Source organism: Kitasatospora sp. NPDC096128 (assembly GCF_040303105.1).
GTDB lineage: Bacteria > Actinomycetota > Actinomycetes > Streptomycetales > Streptomycetaceae > Kitasatospora.
The window spans coordinates 40444-57206 of sequence record NZ_JBEOSP010000030.1 but is presented as its reverse complement, the minus strand read 5'-3'; the positions used below and the strand labels follow the sequence as shown (position 1 = coordinate 57206).

The window sequence follows — 16763 nt, the reverse complement described above, 5'->3', positions numbered from 1 at the left end:
CCAGCTCCTTGCCGCGTCGTGCAGCAAGTTGTCGCCTGCGACCGTCCTACGGCCGGATCGCGGGCACGGGGCCGACCAGGGAGGCCGACACCTCGACATCCCCCGCCGCAGGGCTCATCGAGGGCGATGGCTGGCGTCGCCTCCGGCGAGGAGCGAAGCTCCCGTCTCCCCACCATCGGCCGATCTCTCCCCTCCTCGCCCGGCCCCCGGACGCGGCATGGTCCACGGACACGCGCCGAGCGTTGAGCGACGACCGACCCCAGGATCAGGGAATAGCCGGTGATCACGCTGACCAGAACCTTGCTGCTGGCGCAGCAAGTTGTGGGGTAAGCACTGCTTACCCGAGCCCTGCTCCTCAGGGTGTTTCAAGGTCCCGGTGATCAGGTAGAGCGGCTGGCCAGGCGATGCCCAGGAGGTCCAGCGGCCTGGTGAAGGGCTCGTAGGAGACGTGGCGGAGACCGGCCGCGATGTTGCGGTAATCGCCAGGTTGCGCAGGGTCGTCATGTCCTCGGGTTCGTGGCCGGTGCGGATCTTCGAGGCGTCCTCGCCGAAGGCGGTGTCGCGGACGAAGTGCAGCCGGTTCTCGATGGTCCACTGTGACCTGGCGAGCCGGCCCAGGCGCTGGGGTGAGGCTTCTTGCGAGATCAAGTCGCTGATCGCATAGACGGTCTGGCGGCTCACAGTGCCAGCCTTGAGGTCGGTGCGGTGTCGCAGGATGCTCACAGCCTGGACGGCGTGGGGGAAGTCCAGGCCGAGACCGGTGATGGTGGCCGATCGCATCGTTTGGATCGCTATGCGGGCATCGGCCAGCCCGAGGCTGCGGACTGACCTGCGTGTGCGGTCATCCTGCTTCGAGGGCGTCGGCGCGGCGGGTCAGCTCTTCCGCGATGTGGTCCCAGTCCGGGCCGTGGGAGTAGAGGCTGCTTGCTGCCTCGCGGATCAGGGCCGGGTCGTCGGGGCGTTGGAGGAGGAGCAGGCGGTAGGCGAGGTTGCGGGTGCGGACCGGGAGGTAGCCGTCGACCAGGTGGGGGCAGAGGGTCCGCAGCATGGTGAGGATCTCGTCCGGGTCGGCGAAGGTCAGCAGCTCGGTGAAGTAGGACTCCTCGTGCTGCCACGTCGCGTCGCACGGGGGTGTCGGTCCGTACTCGTCGCCCCAGAGGCAGCGGGCGAGGTCGGTGAGGCTGCTGTGCATGGCTGCGGAGCCTACCGGTGGGTTTCGGGCGCGGTGACGGGCCGGGGTGTTCAGTGCTGGTGGTCGGCGGCGGGTGCCTCGGCGTCCGTGGTGGCGGTGAAGGCGGCGGTGCGGACGGTGCCCTGGTGCTGGAAGTCGAGGAAGAGGCGGTAGCTGCCGCTGCTGGGGGCGGTGGTGGTGAAGCCGATCCCGGGGCCCGGGGTGGTGGTGTCCGGGTGGACATGGAGGTAGGCGAGGTCGCCGGCGCGCAGGGCGACCAGGTGGCCGTAGGTGCCGAGGTAGGGCTGGAGGTCGGTGACGGGGGAGCCGTCCTTGCTGACGGTCAGGGTGAGGTGGCTGCTGCGGCCGGGGGTGAGGTCGCCGCCGAGGGTGACGGTGTAGCCGTCGGCGGTGACGGTCCGTCCGGTGTCGGGCAGCGGGGTGGGGCGCAGGTCGCCGGCGGCGTGGAGGTCGGCGCCGAGGGTGAGGCCCTCGCTCGCGCCGGCCGGGGTGAAGTCGGCGAGGACCCGGTACTCGCCGGCGGCGGGGACGGCGGTGGGGGCGCTCCAGGTGCCGTCGGCGGCCAGGGTGGGGTGCAGGTGCTGGAAGGTGGAGAGGTCGCGCGGGGCGACGATCAGGTGGAGTTCCTTGTCGTGCTGCTGCTGGTAGGCGGTGACGGGCCTGCCGTCCGCGTCGAGGATGCGGAAGCGCAGGTCGGTGGGGGAGCCGGCGGTGACGAAGGGGTGCTCGACGCTGAGGGTGTAGCCGCGCTCGGAGACCTGGAGCCCGCCGGGGAGGTGGTCGGCGGCGGCCGGCTCGCCCCCTGAGTCGTGTCCGGCGTCGTGCCCGGTGTGCCCGGCGTGGGCGGCGGCTGGCTCGGGCGCGGCGGGGCCGGTGCCGGTCGCGTGGCCGACGCCGAGGGCGAGGCCGAAGGCGGCGGCGAGGCCGGCGGTGAAGGTGGTGATGCGAAGGGCGGTGTTCACGGCGGTCTCCTTGGACGTTCGGGGGGAGGGGAAGGGCGGAGGGGCGGAGGGGGTTCAGGCCCGCATGAGCCGGGCGATGGTCTGGGAGGCCTCGGCGACCTTGGCGTCGGCCTCGGGGCGAGGTGGCCGTCGAGCAGATGCAGGGCCACGGACTGGAGGGCCTTGGTGACGGCCGCGACCTGGATGTGGCTTCCGGCGGGGGGGGTGAGTGCCATGAGTGAATACCCCGTGGGGGTATCACGTCAAGCGGTGGTCGCCGCCTGGAGAATACCCACTGGGGGTATTGGTCGGGGCTTGCTCCGGCTACCCCCTGGGGGTATAAATGAACCCGGCGCGGCTCGATACCCCTCCAGGGTATTGAGCCCGCCGGGCGGACCAGGTGGAACAACTCTCACGAGGAGCAACGATGACCACGCAGGCACCCGCCTCCACGGAGGTGGAACTCTCGATCGGCGGAATGACGTGCGCCTCGTGCGCCGCCCGGATCGAGAAGAAGCTCAACCGGATGGACGGCGTCTCGGCCAGCGTCAACTACGCCACCGAGAAGGCGAAGGTCACCTTCGAGGGCGAGGTCGGGGTGGCCGACCTGATCGCCACCGTCGAGGCCACCGGCTACACCGCCGCCCTGCCCAAGCCCCCGGTGACCGAGGGCGGCGCCGAACCGGCCGAGCCCGCCGACGGGTTGGCCCCGCTGCGCCAGCGCCTGGTCACAGCCCTCACGCTCGCCGTCCCGGTGATCGCGATGGCGATGGTGCCGGCCCTGCAGTTCGACAACTGGCAGTGGCTCTCGCTGACGCTCGCCGCCCCGGTCGTCACCTACGCCGCCTGGCCGTTCCACCGGGCGGCCTGGACCAACGCCCGGCACGGCGCCGCGACGATGGACACCCTGGTCTCGCTCGGCACCGGCGCCGCGTTCCTGTGGTCGCTGTGGGCGCTGTTCTTCGGTGACGCCGGGATGCCGGGCATGCGGCACGGCTTCGAGTTCACCATCGCCCGCAGCGACGGCGCCTCCAACATCTACCTGGAGGCGGCGGCCGGCGTCACCGCCTTCATCCTGGCCGGGCGCTACTTCGAGGCCCGCTCCAAGCGCACCGCCGGTGCCGCGCTCAAGGCGCTGCTGGAACTGGGCGCCAAGGATGTGACGGTGCTGCGCGGCGGAGCCGAGGTGCGGATCCCGGTCGCCGAACTCGTGGTGGGGGACCGCTTCGTGGTGCGGCCCGGCGAGAAGATCGCCACCGACGGCACGGTGGTCGAGGGCGCCTCCGCGGTGGACGCCTCGATGCTGACCGGCGAGTCCGTCCCGGTGGAGGTCGGGGCCGGGGACGGCGTCACCGGTGCGACGGTCAACGCGGGCGGCCGGCTGGTCGTCGAGGCGACCAGGGTCGGCGCCGACACCCAGCTCTCCCGGATGGCCAAGCTGGTCGAGGACGCCCAGAACGGCAAGGCCGCCGCCCAGCGGCTCGCCGACCGGATCTCCGCGGTCTTCGTGCCGATCGTGATCACTCTCGCGGTGGCCACCCTCGGCTACTGGCTGGGCACCGGTGAGGGCTGGACGGCCGCCTTCACCGCCGCCGTCGCCGTGCTGATCATCGCCTGCCCGTGTGCCCTCGGCCTGGCCACCCCGACCGCCCTGCTGGTCGGCACCGGCCGCGGCGCCCAGCTCGGCATACTCATCAAGGGCCCGGAGATGCTGGAGTCCACCCGCAAGGTCGACACCATCGTCCTGGACAAGACCGGTACCGTCACCACCGGCCGGATGGCCCTGCTCGCCGTGCACACCGCCGAGGGCGTCACCGAGGCCGAGGTGCTGCGCCTGGCCGGCGCCCTGGAGCACGCCTCCGAGCACCCGATCGCCCGGGCGGTCGCCACCGCGGCCGCCGACCGCCTCGGCGGGCTGCCGCCGGTCCAGGGCTTCGAGAACGTGCCCGGCCTGGGCGTCCAGGGCGTGGTGGACGGTCACGCGGTGGTGGCAGGCCGGGAGGCGCTGCTCGACGAGTGGTCGCAGCACCTGCCGGAGGCCCTCGCCGAGGCCAAGCGCGCGGCCGAGGCGGCCGGCCGTACTGCGATCGCGGTCGGCTGGGACGGTGCGGCTCGGGCCGTCCTGGAGGTGGCGGACGCGGTCAAGCCGACCAGCGCCGAGGCCATCGCCGAGCTGCGGGCCCTGGGCCTGACCCCGGTGCTGCTGACCGGTGACAACCGGCTGGTCGCCGAGGCGGTGGCCGCCGAGGTCGGCATCGCGGCGGAGCACGTGATCGCCGAGGTCATGCCGCAGGACAAGGTCGACACCGTCAAGCGGCTGCAGGCCGAGGGCCGGGTCGTGGCGATGGTCGGCGACGGCGTCAACGACGCGGCCGCGCTCGCCCAGGCCGACCTCGGCCTGGCGATGGGCACCGGGACGGACGCCGCGATCGAGGCGGGCGACCTGACCCTGGTCCGCGGCGACCTGCTGGCCGCGGCGGACGCCATCCGGCTCAGCCGCAAGACCCTCGGCACCATCAAGAGCAACCTGTTCTGGGCCTTCGGCTACAACGTCGCCGCCCTGCCGCTGGCGGCCGCGGGCCTGCTCAACCCGATGATCGCGGGGGCGGCGATGGCCTTCTCCTCGGTCTTCGTGGTCGGCAACAGCCTCCGGCTGCGCCGCTTCCGCTGAGGCCGTAGCCGAGGCCGTGGCTGAGGCCGTGGCCGAGGCCGTGGCTGAGTCCGCCGCCCGCAGGCTCCGGGGCCCCGGAACCGACAACCGGTTCCGGGGCCCCGGCGCGTCTTGGGCCGCTCCCGCACCCTCGGGGGTCGCTACCCAGCGTCACGAAGGCGAGGAGGTGAGGAGGCGCGCACGGAGTCCGGATCGCCTCCGGAGGTCGGCCACTACCAGCGCTTGGCGCTGGTTTTGCGGGTTCTTGGGGTTTCGCTCACCGAAGTCCTACCCTGTCGCGACCGGACCGAGATGTGACGCTCCGACACTTGTTAGGCAAGCCTTTCCTGCCTTAGGTTCTCGTGCCGTCGGGCCGTCGCCCCTCGTTTTCCGAGGGTGTCGGCGGCTGCTCCCTGCCCTTCCGGAGGACCCTCGCCATGCCCGGTACCGTTCGGCCCCTCGCCGGCCTGTCCCTCCTCGCCGCCTGCGCCCTGGCGCTCACCGCCTGCGGCAGCTCGGGCGGCGGCAGCGCCTCGCCCGAGGCCACCGGCACCGCCCTGGCCGGCCAGACCATCACCGTCTACAGCGGCCAGCACGAGCAGACCGTCAAGGCCCTGACCGAGGACTTCACCAAGCGCACCGGCATCAAGGTCGAACTGCGCTCCGGCGACGAGGCCGAACTGGCCAACCAGATCCTCCAGGAGGGCGACGCCTCCCCGGCCGACGTCTTCTACGCCGAGAACCCGCCCGCCCTCACCGTCCTCGACGACAAGGGCCTGCTCGCCAAGGTCGCCCCCGACACCCTCAAGTCCGTTCCGGCCGCCGACAGTTCCGGCAACGGCGACTGGGTCGGCGTCTCCGCCCGTACCTCTGCCTTCCTGGCCGGCACCGGCAAGGCCGCCGACACCGCGCCGCCCGCCTCCGTGCTCGACCTGGCCAAGCCCGAGTGGAAGGGCCGCCTGGGCATCGCCCCCAGCGAGACCGACTTCGCCCCGGTCGTCACCCAGGTCCTCAAGGCCAAGGGCGAGGACGCGGCCAAGCAGTGGCTCAAGGGCCTCAAGGACAACGCCAAGGTCTACGACAGCAACGAGAACCTCTCCGCCGCGATCAACAGCGGCGAGGTCGAGGGCGGCGTCATCGACCACTACTACTTCTACCGGATGCGCGACGAGAAGGGCGCGGCCGAGACCCACGCGACCCTGCACTACTTCCCCAAGGGCGACCCGGGTTCGCTGATCGACGTCTCCGGCGCCGGCGTCCTCAAGCACGGCAAGCACCAGGCCGCCGCCCAGGCCTTCCTCGGCTACCTCGCCTCCGCCCCCGCCCAGACCGTCATCGCCAACTCGGCCAGCTACGAGTACCCGCTGGTCGCCGGCGTCCAGGGCAAGCCCGAGCTGCCCGCCCTGGACGGCCTCGGCACCGTCGCCGACCCGGCCGCGCTCGGCGACGGCAAGCAGGCCCTGGCCCTGCTGCAGGACGCCGGACTGCTCCAGTGACGACCCCCCTGGCCCGGCGGCGGTGGCGGGCGGGCGGCCTGCTCGCCCCCGTCGCCGTCGCCGTCGTCGCGGTGGTCGCCGCACCGCTCGGCTTCGTCATCGCCCAGGCCGCCCAGGCCGGTTGGGACCAGACCCGGCGGCTGCTCGGCCGCCCGCTGATCGCCACCCTGCTCTGGCACACCCTCAGCCTGGCCGCCGCCGTCACCCTCGCCACCGCCGTCCTCGGCTTCGGCGCCGCCTACCTGGTCGAGCGCACCACCCTGCCCGGCCGCCGGGCCTGGACCGTCGCGCTCGCCCTGCCGCTCGCCGTACCGGAGTTCGTCCGCGGCTACTCCTGGGTCTCGCTGTTCCGCTCCGTCCACGGCTACTGGGGCGCGGTCCTGGTGATGACCTGCTCGCTCTACCCGCTGGTGTTCCTCCCGGTCGCCGCCGCCCTGCGGCAGGGCGACGCCGCCGCCGAGGAGGTCTCCCGCTCGCTCGGCCGCGGCCGGCTCGCCACCCTGTTGCGGGTCACCCTGCCGCTCACCCGGCCCGCGCTGGCCGGCGGCGTCCTGCTGGTCTCGCTCTACCTGCTCGGCGAGTACGGCGCCTTCGCGATGCTGCGCTACACCACCTTCGCCACCGCCGTGTTCACCCAGTACAAGCTCGGCTTCGACGCGGCCTCCGCCTCGCTGCTCACCCTGGTGCTGGTCGGCCTCGCCCTGCTGCTGGTCGCCCTGGAGGCCTGGGCGGGCCGCCAGGCGCGGATCACCCGGCACGGCGCCGTCGCCCGCCCCGCCGTACCCGTGCGGCTCGGCGGCTGGGCCGCCCCCGCGCTCGCCGCCCTGGCCGCGCTGGTCGGCGTCTCGCTCGGGGTGCCGCTGTACGCACTGGCGTACTGGCTGGTCAAGGGCAGCTCCACCACCCTGCCCTCGGCCTCCGTGCTCGGCGCCACCCTGGCCACCCTCGGGTACGCGCTCGGCGCGGCCCTGGTCGCGACCGCCGCCGCCGTCCCGGTCGCCCTGTACGGCTGGCGGCGCGGCACCCGGCCCGCCCGCGCGGTCGAGCGGATCGCCTACCTCACCCGGGCGCTGCCCGGCATCGCGGTCGCCCTCGCGGTGGTCTTCTTCGCCGTCCGTTGGGCCCGGCCGCTGTACCAGCAGCCGCCGATGCTGATCCTCGGCTACGTCCTGCTGTTCTTCCCGCTGGCCCTCACCGCCGTCCGCGCCGCCCTCGCCCAGGTGCCGCCCGGCGTCGAGGAGGCCGCCCGCTCGCTCGGCACCCGGCCGCTCGCCGTCCTCGGCCGGGTCACCCTGCCGCTGGTGCTGCCCGGCCTCGGCGCGGCCGTCGCGATGGTCGGCCTCACCGCCTCCACCGAACTGACCGCCACCCTGCTGCTGCGCCCGACCGGCACCCAGACGCTGGCCACCCAGTTCTGGGTCTACACCAGCGGCCTCGCCTACGGGGCTGCGGCGCCGTACGCGGCCCTGATGGTCGCGCTGTCGGTGCCGTCCGTCCTGCTGCTGACCCGCCGTAGCCTAGGGAGCACCCCGTGACCGGACTCTCCGTCGTCGACCTGCACGCCGCCCATGGACGCAGCCCCGTCCTGCACGGCATCGACCTGACCGTGCCGGACGGCGCCCTCGCCTGCGTCCTCGGCCCCTCCGGCTGCGGCAAGTCCACCCTGCTGCGGGTGCTGGCCGGCTTCCACCCGGCCGCCGCCGGACAGGTCGTGCTGCACGGCCGCGTCCTCGACGACGGCCGCGGCCGGCTCGCCGCCGAACAGCGGGGCATCGGCCTCGTCCCGCAGGACGGCGCACTGTTCCCGCACCTGAGTGTCGCCGCCAACATCGGCTTCGGACTGCCGCGTTCGCAGCGCCGGGCCCGGGTCGGGGAACTGCTCGACCTGGTCGGCCTGCCCGGCCTGGGGGAGCGCCGCCCGCACCAGCTCTCCGGCGGCCAGCAGCAACGCGTCGCGCTGGCAAGGGCGTTGGCGCCCCGCCCGCGCCTGCTGCTGCTGGACGAGCCGTTCGCCGCCCTGGACGCCGCGCTGCGGGCCGAACTGCGCCGCGAAGTCGCCGCCACCCTGCGGCAGTCGGGCACCACGGCGGTGCTGGTCACCCACGACCAGGACGAGGCGCTCTCCTTCGCCGACACCATCGCCGTCCTGCGCGACGGCCGGATCGCCCAGGCCGGCAGCCCGGACGAGCTCTACCACCGCCCGGCGGACGCCGCCGTCGCGGCCGTCCTGGGCGAGGCGAACCTGATCCCCGCCGAGGCCAAGGGAGTCGAGGCCCTGACCGCCCTCGGCGCGCTCCCGCTGGCGGGCTCCGCGGCGGGGTCGGCCGGTGCGCTGGCCCTGCTCCGGCCCGGCCAACTGCGGCTCACCGCCTCGCCGGTGGCGGGCGCCGTGCCGGCCAAGGTGCTCGGCAGCGACTTCCGGGGCCATGACCACCGGGTCGAACTCCGGCCCGAGGCGGCCGGGCTGCCGGAGGTCCTGATCGCCTCCGCCGACCGCCCCTGGCCGGTCGGCGGCGAGGCCTACCTGGCCGCCGTGGGCCCGGTCCACCTGCTGCCGGGGGACTGAGCCCGTACTCCCGGCCCGGCCGGCGGCGTGCTCCGGCCGGGGTCACTTGCCGGCGAGGCTCCACGAACCGTCGCCGGCCGCAGCCGTGTTGTTGAGCGCGGCCCACGGGGCGTGGTCGAGCGCGAAGGCGTCGAGGAGGTAGCCGGAGACGGCGTCGGCGACGAGGGCGACCCGGGCGGGGTCCTCGTCGGTGGTCTCGGCGACCGCCTCGCCGGCGATGCCGCCCAGGGTGTGCTCGCCCTCGGCGACGGTGAGCAGGCTCTTCGGGGACGGGCTGAGGTGGTAGGCGTCGGTGAACCACTCCGGCCCCCGGGTGGAGAGCTGCGACTGGTCCTTGCCGCCCGCGACGACCAGGGCGGGGGTGGTCATGGTGGAGTAGTCCGGCCGCATGAAGGGCAGGTGCTCGGCGGCGAACGGGGTGAGGGAGTCGCCGGTTCCGGTCGCGGCGAGCAGCGCGCCGGCCGAGACCGTGGGGTGGGAGAAGTCCTCGCCGGGAACGCCGTCGGCGTCGAGCACGCGCGCGCCGAGGACCGCGCCGACGGTCTGGGCGCCCCAGGAGTGGCCGACGGCCGCGACGCGCTCGCGGTCGGCGCGGGCCTCCAGGCCGCCGGCCTGGCGGAGGATGTCGCCGAGGTGGTCGAGGACGGCGTGGAGGTCGGCGATCCGCACGCGCCAGATGGTGGCGAATTGCGGGTCCTCCCACCCGATGCCGTTGCGGCGGGAGTCCGGGTGGGTGGGCTGCACCACGACGAATCCGGCCGCGGCCCACCGGTCGACGAGGGGCTCGTAGCCGTCGAGGGACCACGCGTTGCCGTGCGAGAACACGATCACGGGCAGGGCCCGGCCGGACAGCGGGGCGGTGACCTTCACCTGGAGGGCGGTGCCGCGGCCGGGTGCGGGGACGGTGATGGGCTTGACGGCGACGATCGGCCGGCCGGGGTGGCGAGTGGGCATGGGGGACCTACGCTTTCGCTCGCGGAGGGCTCTGCCATAATTTGGCGGAGCAGCGTTCCGTCAACTTAGCGGAACATTGTTCCGCGAGTAAAGGAGAAGCCCGTGCCGGAACAGGTCGGCGTGCGCCAGGCGCAGGCCCGGCGCACCCGCGACGGCGTGCTGGCGGCCGCGGCGGCGGTCTTCGTGGAGCAGGGGGTCCAGGCCCCCGTCCGGGACATCGCCGAACGGGCGGGCGTCGGCGTCGGCACGCTCTACCGGAACTTCCCCACCCGGGCGGACCTCGTCACCGCCGTCTACCGGCACCAGATCGACACCTGTGCGGCGCTCGCGCCCCGGCTCCTGGCGGAAGCGGCCTCCCCGTTCGCCGCCCTGACCGGCTGGGCGGAGGCGTTCGTCGAGTTCCTGGCGACCAAGCACGGCCTCGGCGCCGCGCTGGGCTCCGGCGACCCGGGGCTGGAGAACCTCCACGCCCTCATGCTCGACACCCTGGTCCCCGCCTGCACGGCACTGCTGGAGGCCTGCGCGGCTGCCGGCGAACTCCGTCCCGGCATCACGGCCTACCCGCTCATGCGGGCCATCGGGAACCTCTGCATCACCGGCCCCGACTACGGCCGGGCCGATGCCGGGCGCATGGTCGCCCTCCTCCTCGCGGGATGTCGGGGCGAGGGGTAGCGGCCGGAAGCCGGGCGGGGGTGGGCGGCCGGGAGGCCGGCCGCCCACCCCCGGGGCGTCAGGGCACGGCGAGCCGGTCCGCCAGCAGCTCCACCCCTCGTTCCGCCGAGCCGGCGGAGACGGCCCTCAAGGCCCCTCGGGCAGCTCCACCGCCTGCCACCGGTAGGCCGCGTCCTCCTGCCAGACCTGCAACTCGCCCTCCACCACCGCCGCCAGGCACAGCCGCCAGTCGTCCCCCATGGCGAGGGCGACCCGGGTGGCCGGGCGCAGGGTCGGCCGCCACCAGCGCGGCCGCCGGGAGGCCCCGCCGGGCGGCAGCCGCAGCCGGACGCCGCCCGCGCCGGCCAGGGCGACGGTGGGCCCGCCGCGGTGGCCGACCATGGCGATGCCGAGCGAGGGCTCCCCGTCGCCGATCTCGGTGCCCGAGGCGGCCGTCGGACCGAGGGTGTGCAACTGGGCGGAGCCGTCCGTCCGCAGGGTGGCGGCCTGCGGTCCGGCGGAGGCGCGGGCGAGCGCGCCGGCGCGCAGGGTGCCGGGCGGGCCGAGCGGGACGGGCGGTTCGCCGGAGCCCGGCCGCCAGAACAGCACCCGTTCGCGGTGCTCGACCAGGACCAGCCAGGCGCCGGGCCGCTCCTCCTCGGCGGCGAGCACCCGGTCGGCGGGGCAGCCGGGGTGCTCCTGGCCGGTGAGGGTGAGCCCGGGCGCCCAGCGGTAGGAGCGCAGGGCGCCCGCGGCGGCGGTCCACACGGTCAGTTCGCCGGCCGCGCCGACGGCTCCGGCCAGCCCGCTGACCCCGCGGGCGGCCTCCCACCAGCCGGTGGCGGTGCCCACCCACAGGGTGCCGGAGAGGTCCTCGGCGCAGACCGCCAGCTCGCCCTGGCGCCCGGCCCAGCCGGCCGTCAACTCCCGTACCGAGCCGGGCCCCTGGCCGGCGGGCAGCCGCTGGCCGGTGCGCCCGGGACCGGCCAGCGCGGTGCCGTCGGCGCCGGCGGTGACCACCAGCGGCCGGCCGGCCCGGTCGGGCAGTACGGCCAGGCCCTGGGTGCGCGCCACCGGGCGGTGGGCGCGCAGGAGTTCGCGGCCGCGGGCGGCCCACGGCCCGAGCGGGGCGGGGCGGCGGTCGGGCTCGCGGGCGAGCGGTTCGCAGGCCCAGCGCGCCAGTTCCTCGCCGTAGCCGGCCGCGAGCAGTTCGGCGCGGGCCTGTTCGGCGGCGAGCCGGTGGTCGAGCCGCCCGTGGTCGGGCAGCAGCAGGGTGCGGGCGAGGGTGCCGACCGCGAAGAGGTCCTTGGCGGTGGTGGGGAAGCCGCCGACCTGCTCGGCCTCCGGCGGCACGTGCCCGGGGGTGAACACGGCGACGGTCAGGGTGTGGTCGAGCGGGGCGAGGAAGGTCAGATCGATCAGTTTGACCAGGCCCTGGCCGTCCACCAGCACATTGGCGGGGGAGATGTCGCGGTGCACCCAACGCTTGCGGTGCAGCTCGTCGACGATCCGGCACAGCCGGGCCAGTACCTCGGCCACCGCGGCCGGCGCGCGTCTGCCGCGGGCCCAGGTGTGCAGCGGCACGCCGTCGACCCAGGGCGAGATCTGGTAGCCGAGCAGCCCGCCGGAGGGCACCGCGCCGGGCCGGTGCGGGGAGGGGCCGAGCAGGAAGCTGGGCACCACCAGGTCGTTGACGCCGAGCCGGTGGGCATTGTGCGAGACGTCGTCCCAGCGGCCGAGCCAGCGCCGCACCTCGGACGGGTCGCGCTCCAGCATGATCTTCGCGGCGACGAGTTCCTTGATCCCGTTGTGCCCGGTGCGCACCGCCCGCCACACCTCGGCCTCGCCGCCCCGGTGGTGGAACTCCAGCAGTTCGTACTGTTCGGGGTCGAACTCGGGCCCGAAGCGGAGCCCGGGCACCCAACGAGACTCGGACACACGACCCCCGACGCTTCCTCACCGCTGTGGACGCGCGACTGCCGTACAGCCTGCGCGCTGCCCAGGATAGTGCTCGTTCCTGTTCGTCCGCCCGGGGGAGGCCCTATTCTGATGGGCGCCCGAGCAACATCACGAAACAACGTCAACTCATGATCGTACGGGGAATGTTGATCATGACGTGGGACGACTTCAAGGCGCAGGGGGACGGTGCATGCTGCTGATCGCAGTGCTGCTGATCGTGGTGGCACTGGCCGGTGCGGCCGCCGTGCTGCTGGCCCGTGGGCGAACCGCCCTGGATCCGGCCGGAGTCGCCAAGGCCCTGGCCGCGGCCGCCGGACAGCTCGCCGCCGGCAAGGCCCCCCAGGCCCGCCGCCGCTACGCCCGGCTGGCCCGCCGACTCGCCACCGGGCCCGAGGAGTTGCGCCCCCAGCGCGGCCTCGCCCTGCTCGGCCAGGCCGAGGCCACCATCCCCACCGGCGACCAGCAGGCCACCCTCGCCCTGTATCGCGAGGCCTTCCCGCTGCTCACCGACCCGGCCCGGCAACTGCCCCGGTGGAGCCTGCGCCGCCTCGCCGAGGAAAGGATCCAGGCCCCGGACGGCGACCTCGGACCGGTCCTCGCCCACCTCCAGGCCGCCGCCACCGGCACCGAACCCGGCGAGGACACCGATTCCGCCGCCCGCAGCAGGCAGTGGCTCCAGCAGCTGTGCCGCGAGGGCAGCCCCGAACAGCGCGACCACGCCACCGCCCGGGCCCTGGCCGCCCTGCCCGGCCAGGACTGGCCGGTCCTCGCCCGGGCCGCCCTGCTGCGCGCCACCGGCCGCGCCGAGGAGAGCGAACCGCTGCTCGCCGCCGCGGCCCCCGGCGGCAGCGGCGAACTCTGGTTCCGCTGGGGCGCCCAGCTGTTCAGCGCGCACCGGGACGAACCCGCCGTCGCCGCCTTCGACGAAGCCCTGCGCCGCGGCCCCGGCGACCCCGGCCCCTGGGGCCGCGGCCCGGCCCTGCGCACCGACAGCCTGCTCTTCCGCGGCCTCGCCCGGCAGCGGCTCGGCGCCACCGACGCCGCCTGGGCCGACCTCGCGGCCGCCGCCACCGAGACCCCCGGCGACCCGCGTCCGCGCTACGCCCTCGGCCGGCTCGCCCTGCTGCTCGGCGCCGACGACCAGGCCGGCGAGCAGTTCAGCGCCGCGCTCACCGTCCAACCCTCCTTCGCCCCGGCCCGGTTCGGGCTCGCCCTGGTCCACGAACGGGCCCAGCGGCACGCCGAGGCCGCCGCCGACTACCGGGCCGGCCTCGACCAGGCCCCCGACTGGCGCCCCGCCCGGGTCCGGCTCGGCGCCGCCCTGACCGCCGCCGGCAGGCCCTCCGAAGCCGAGCCGCTGCTGCGCGCCGAGGCCGACAGCGAGCCCGACTCCCGCTGGAGCCGGATCGCCGCCTACCACCACGGCCTCGCCCTCGTCCGCGGCGGCGACCCGGCCGGCGCCCTCGCCCGCTGGGAACCGCTGGACGACCCCGAACTCCACGACCGCCAGGCCCTGGCCCGCGACCAGCTCGCCCGCACCCGGCTGGCCACCGACCCGGGCGCCGCCCGCGGGCTGTGGCAGCGGGCCGTCGCCGAACACCCCGGCGCCCCCGGCTACCGGTCCGCGCTGCGGGAGGCGGCCCTGCGCGAGGCCGCCCACCTGCTGGTCACCGGCCGCGACCGCGCCGAGGCACGCGAGCGGGCCGTCGCCGCGCTCGCCCTGGCCGACACCCTGCCCGGCGCGCTCACCCACCGGCAGTCCCGGCTGCGCGCCGCGCTCGCCCTCGCGGGCGGCGCCGACGGCGCCACCGCGCAGGTCACCGCCCTGCTCGACCCCGCCGCCGGACTCCGCGACCGCTACCACCTGGCCGCCGCCGCCCTGTTGGCGGGCCGTCCGGTGCAGACCATCGCCCTGCTCGGCCCGCTGCACCCCGATCCGGCCGGGGACCCGGCGCTCGCCCGGCTGCGGGCCCTGCTCGCCGAACGGGCCGGCAACTGGGCCACCGCACTGGACTGGTACCGGCACTTCCTCACCGCCCCTGCCCCCGCTGCCGCCGCCGACCCGGTCGGGGACTGCACGGCCTGCGCCCGCCCCGCCACCGGCTCCTGCGGCGGCTGCGGCCGCGAGGCCTGCGCCGACCACCTGCACGCCCCCGCCGGCGCCGACCACCTGCACGCCCCCGCCGGCGCCGGGACCCTTCGCTGCATACGCTGCGCCGGCCCCGCCCTGCGCGCCGTCCTGGACTGCGCCCGCCGGGCCGGCACCCCCGAACAGGCCGAACCCGTGCTGGCCGCCTGGGCCGAGGCGCTCGGCGACAGCGCCGACGCCGCGCCCGTACGACTCGACCTCGCCCTGCTGCGGGCCGAACTCGGCCGCCTCGACGAGGCCCTGGCCGATCTGCCGGAGGACGCCGAGGCCGCCCGGGCCGCCGTGCTGGTCCGAAGGGCGGGCGCCGCCCTCGCCGCCGGGGAGCCCGGCCGGGCCGCCGGTGACCTGCGCCGGGCCCTCGCCCTCGCCCCCGGCCACCCGCAGGCGGCCGGCGCGCTGGTGCTGCTCGGCGAGCACGAGGCCCACCAGCACGCCGTCGAAGGCCGTCACCGTGAGGCCTACCTGGCCTACCGCGACCTGCTGGTCAAGGACCCGGCGCACCCCCGGCTGCTGCACGCCCTCGGCCTGTCCGGCTACCGGCTGGCCGTGACCGTCGACGACGAGGACGTCTGGGCCTGGGCGATCGGCAGCCTGGTCGCCGCCCTGCACCAGCCCGACCTGTGGGACGAGAGCGCCCGGATCACCGGCCGCACCCCCGAACCCCAGCGGATGACGGCCGCCCGCACCGCGCTCGTCGACCGCCTGCGCGAGGACCTGCGGGCCCTCGACCGGGCCGCCGGGCGCGGCGGCGACGAGGTCGAGGCCTGGACGCTGCGGCTCGGCATGGAGGTGTACGCCGCCGACACCTTCACCGGACACGACGTCATGGTCGAGGTGCCCGGGCGGCCCGCCCGCCGCCTGGTGCTCGGCCCGCTGCTGCACGGGCTGCTCGCCGAGCAGCCCGGTCTCGTCCTCTGGCCGGAGATGTACGACAAGGCCGTGACCGACTACTGGGGTGACTGGCGCCGGCAGCCCCGGGGCCTCGAAGTGTTCGGCCGCTTCGGGGCGCAGCGCTACCTCCTGGCCCAGGGCCGGCCGGCCGTCGCCGTCGCCGCGCTGGACGCGGTGCCGGAGTCCGGGCGCGACTCGCGTTGGCGGGTGCTGCTCGGCGAGGCGCTGGTCAGCCAGGCCCGCGAGCACCACCGCAACCAGGACTGGCCCGAGGCGCTGGACTGCCTCACCCGGGTCCGGACCGTCCCCGGCGCGGAGCTGCCCGCCGACGTGGCCCGGATCGCCGCCGAGTCCGGCGTCCGGGCCGCCCGCGCGCTGTTGAAGGCCACCGCGGACGACCAGTCGGGCGCGGCCGAACTGCTGGAGAAGGCCTTCGCGTTGGCCCCGGACGACCCGGAGGTGCGCGGCGACCTGGGCGCGACCTACGCCCAGTGGGCCCGCAAGATCAACAACGAGGACAAGGACTACCGGCGCTCCATCGAGCTGCTGGCGAAGAGCCAGGAACTCGCCCCCGACGACCCGACCGCCCAGCGCTTCCTCCGGGCCGCCCTCGGCAACCTGGCCAGCCGGCTCAGCCACGCGGAGGCCTCCGACGCGGAACTCCAGGAGGCCGTCGGCCTGTGGCGGCGGCTGATCGAGCTCGACGACGACCCGGAGAACCGCCGGGGCCTCGCCTTCGTGCTGCGCCAACTGGCCCGCTCCGCCGCGTTCGCCGACGACACCGGCCGCGCCCTCGGGCAGATGATGGCGGCACTGACCTGGGACCCGGACTGGGAGGGCGACCCCGGGAAGGAGGCGGGGCGCCGGATCTCGGTGCTGCTCGCCAACCACGTCATCGACCACATGCAGAACAGCACCTTCCAGGCCCAGGCCGCGATGCTCCACAAGGCGAGGTCCTACGACGACTCGCCGGAGATCCGCGGCCTGATGGTCAGCGTCTGGCGCGGCCGGGCGATCTCGTTCTACGAGGAGCGGCTCTACGCCGAGGCGATCAGCCTGCTGCGGGAGGCGCTCGAACTCGCCGCCACGCCGGAGGACACCGCCAAGCTCAAGAGCGAACTCGGCATCGTCCTCAGCTCCTTCGCCGTCGCCCGGGCCAACGCCGGCAACCACCTGGAGGCCCAGGGGGCGATGGAACTGGCCCTCCAGCACAACCCCTACGACCGCGAGCTGCGCGCCCTGTCGGAGCGCATCAACAAGCTCGGCCGCCGCTACTGACCGGCCGCCCGGCAACCGCCGGGCGGCCGCCGTCGT

11 protein-coding genes are annotated in these 16763 nt (G+C 75.3%); 6 read left to right on the top strand and 5 right to left on the bottom strand.

The genetic code is table 11. The features are described 5' to 3' along the window. Nucleotides 1-114: 114 nt before the first annotated feature. From ABTY61_RS28745 to ABTY61_RS28735, 3 genes are all read right to left on the bottom strand, one after another. Nucleotides 115-780: a hypothetical protein gene (locus tag ABTY61_RS28745; RefSeq protein ID WP_350508007.1), complete on the bottom strand. Its 666-nt coding sequence runs from the start codon at nucleotides 778-780 to the stop codon at nucleotides 115-117. A gap of 61 nt (nucleotides 781-841) precedes the next feature. Further along, a complete protein-coding gene (locus ABTY61_RS28740) occupies nucleotides 842-1192 on the bottom strand; it encodes a hypothetical protein (protein WP_350508006.1) in 351 nt (116 codons plus the stop codon). A 50-nt stretch (nucleotides 1193-1242) separates the two neighbouring features. Beyond that, complete coding sequence (locus tag ABTY61_RS28735) at nucleotides 1243-2154, bottom strand: DUF8832 domain-containing protein (RefSeq protein WP_350508005.1); 912 nt, start codon at nucleotides 2152-2154, stop codon at nucleotides 1243-1245. A gap of 406 nt (nucleotides 2155-2560) precedes the next feature. Here ABTY61_RS28735 and ABTY61_RS28730 point away from each other — a divergent pair, with 406 nt between their 5' ends. From ABTY61_RS28730 to ABTY61_RS28715, 4 genes are all read left to right on the top strand, one after another. Then, the gene (locus ABTY61_RS28730; protein ID WP_350508004.1) at nucleotides 2561-4804 is read left to right on the top strand and encodes a heavy metal translocating P-type ATPase; all 2244 of its coding nucleotides are present in this window, start codon (nucleotides 2561-2563) and stop codon (nucleotides 4802-4804) included. Between the two features lie 416 nt (nucleotides 4805-5220). Further along, nucleotides 5221-6279 (top strand): iron ABC transporter substrate-binding protein, encoded by a 1059-nt coding sequence (locus ABTY61_RS28725; protein WP_350508003.1) that lies wholly within the window; start codon nucleotides 5221-5223, stop codon nucleotides 6277-6279. Then, entirely contained in the window at nucleotides 6276-7814 is a 1539-nt protein-coding gene (locus tag ABTY61_RS28720; protein ID WP_350508002.1) for an ABC transporter permease, read from the top strand. Before ABTY61_RS28725 ends, ABTY61_RS28720 begins: the two co-directional genes overlap by 4 nt. Continuing rightward, nucleotides 7811-8845, top strand: a complete 1035-nt coding sequence (locus tag ABTY61_RS28715) for an ABC transporter ATP-binding protein (protein ID WP_350508001.1) — start codon at nucleotides 7811-7813, stop codon at nucleotides 8843-8845. The genes ABTY61_RS28720 and ABTY61_RS28715 overlap by 4 nt, the downstream gene beginning before the upstream one ends. Nucleotides 8846-8887: 42 nt before the next feature. On the opposite strand, the gene ABTY61_RS28710 is transcribed toward ABTY61_RS28715, so the two are convergent. Further along, a complete protein-coding gene (locus ABTY61_RS28710) occupies nucleotides 8888-9799 on the bottom strand; it encodes an alpha/beta hydrolase family protein (RefSeq protein ID WP_350508000.1) in 912 nt (303 codons plus the stop codon). Nucleotides 9800-9901: 102 nt separating this feature from the next. On the opposite strand from ABTY61_RS28710, the gene ABTY61_RS28705 reads away from it, so the two are divergent. Then, nucleotides 9902-10471, top strand: a complete 570-nt coding sequence (locus ABTY61_RS28705; protein ID WP_350507999.1) for a TetR/AcrR family transcriptional regulator — start codon at nucleotides 9902-9904, stop codon at nucleotides 10469-10471. Nucleotides 10472-10597: 126 nt separating this feature from the next. On the opposite strand, the gene ABTY61_RS28700 is transcribed toward ABTY61_RS28705, so the two are convergent. Continuing rightward, nucleotides 10598-12370, bottom strand: coding sequence for a serine/threonine protein kinase (locus ABTY61_RS28700; RefSeq protein WP_350507998.1), 1773 nt, complete (start codon nucleotides 12368-12370; stop codon nucleotides 10598-10600). Nucleotides 12371-12599: 229 nt separating this feature from the next. Between ABTY61_RS28700 and ABTY61_RS28695 the strand changes: the two genes are divergently transcribed. Further along, on the top strand, nucleotides 12600-16727 hold the full coding sequence (locus ABTY61_RS28695; RefSeq protein WP_350507997.1) for a hypothetical protein: 4128 nt from the start codon (nucleotides 12600-12602) through the stop codon (nucleotides 16725-16727). Nucleotides 16728-16763: the final 36 nt, after the last annotated feature.

What these genes read in the sequence shown, in the direction of transcription:
- ABTY61_RS28725 (WP_350508003.1), top strand. Translation starts at nt 5,221, where the DNA reads ATGCCCGGTACCGTTCGGCCCCTCGCCGGCCTGTCCCTCCTCGCCGCC.
- ABTY61_RS28745 (WP_350508007.1), bottom strand. Translation starts at nt 780, where the DNA reads ATGCGATCGGCCACCATCACCGGTCTCGGCCTGGACTTCCCCCACGCC.
- ABTY61_RS28710 (WP_350508000.1), bottom strand. Translation starts at nt 9,799, where the DNA reads ATGCCCACTCGCCACCCCGGCCGGCCGATCGTCGCCGTCAAGCCCATC.
- ABTY61_RS28740 (WP_350508006.1), bottom strand. Translation starts at nt 1,192, where the DNA reads ATGCACAGCAGCCTCACCGACCTCGCCCGCTGCCTCTGGGGCGACGAG.
- ABTY61_RS28695 (WP_350507997.1), top strand. Translation starts at nt 12,600, where the DNA reads ATGCTGCTGATCGCAGTGCTGCTGATCGTGGTGGCACTGGCCGGTGCG.
- ABTY61_RS28730 (WP_350508004.1), top strand. Translation starts at nt 2,561, where the DNA reads ATGACCACGCAGGCACCCGCCTCCACGGAGGTGGAACTCTCGATCGGC.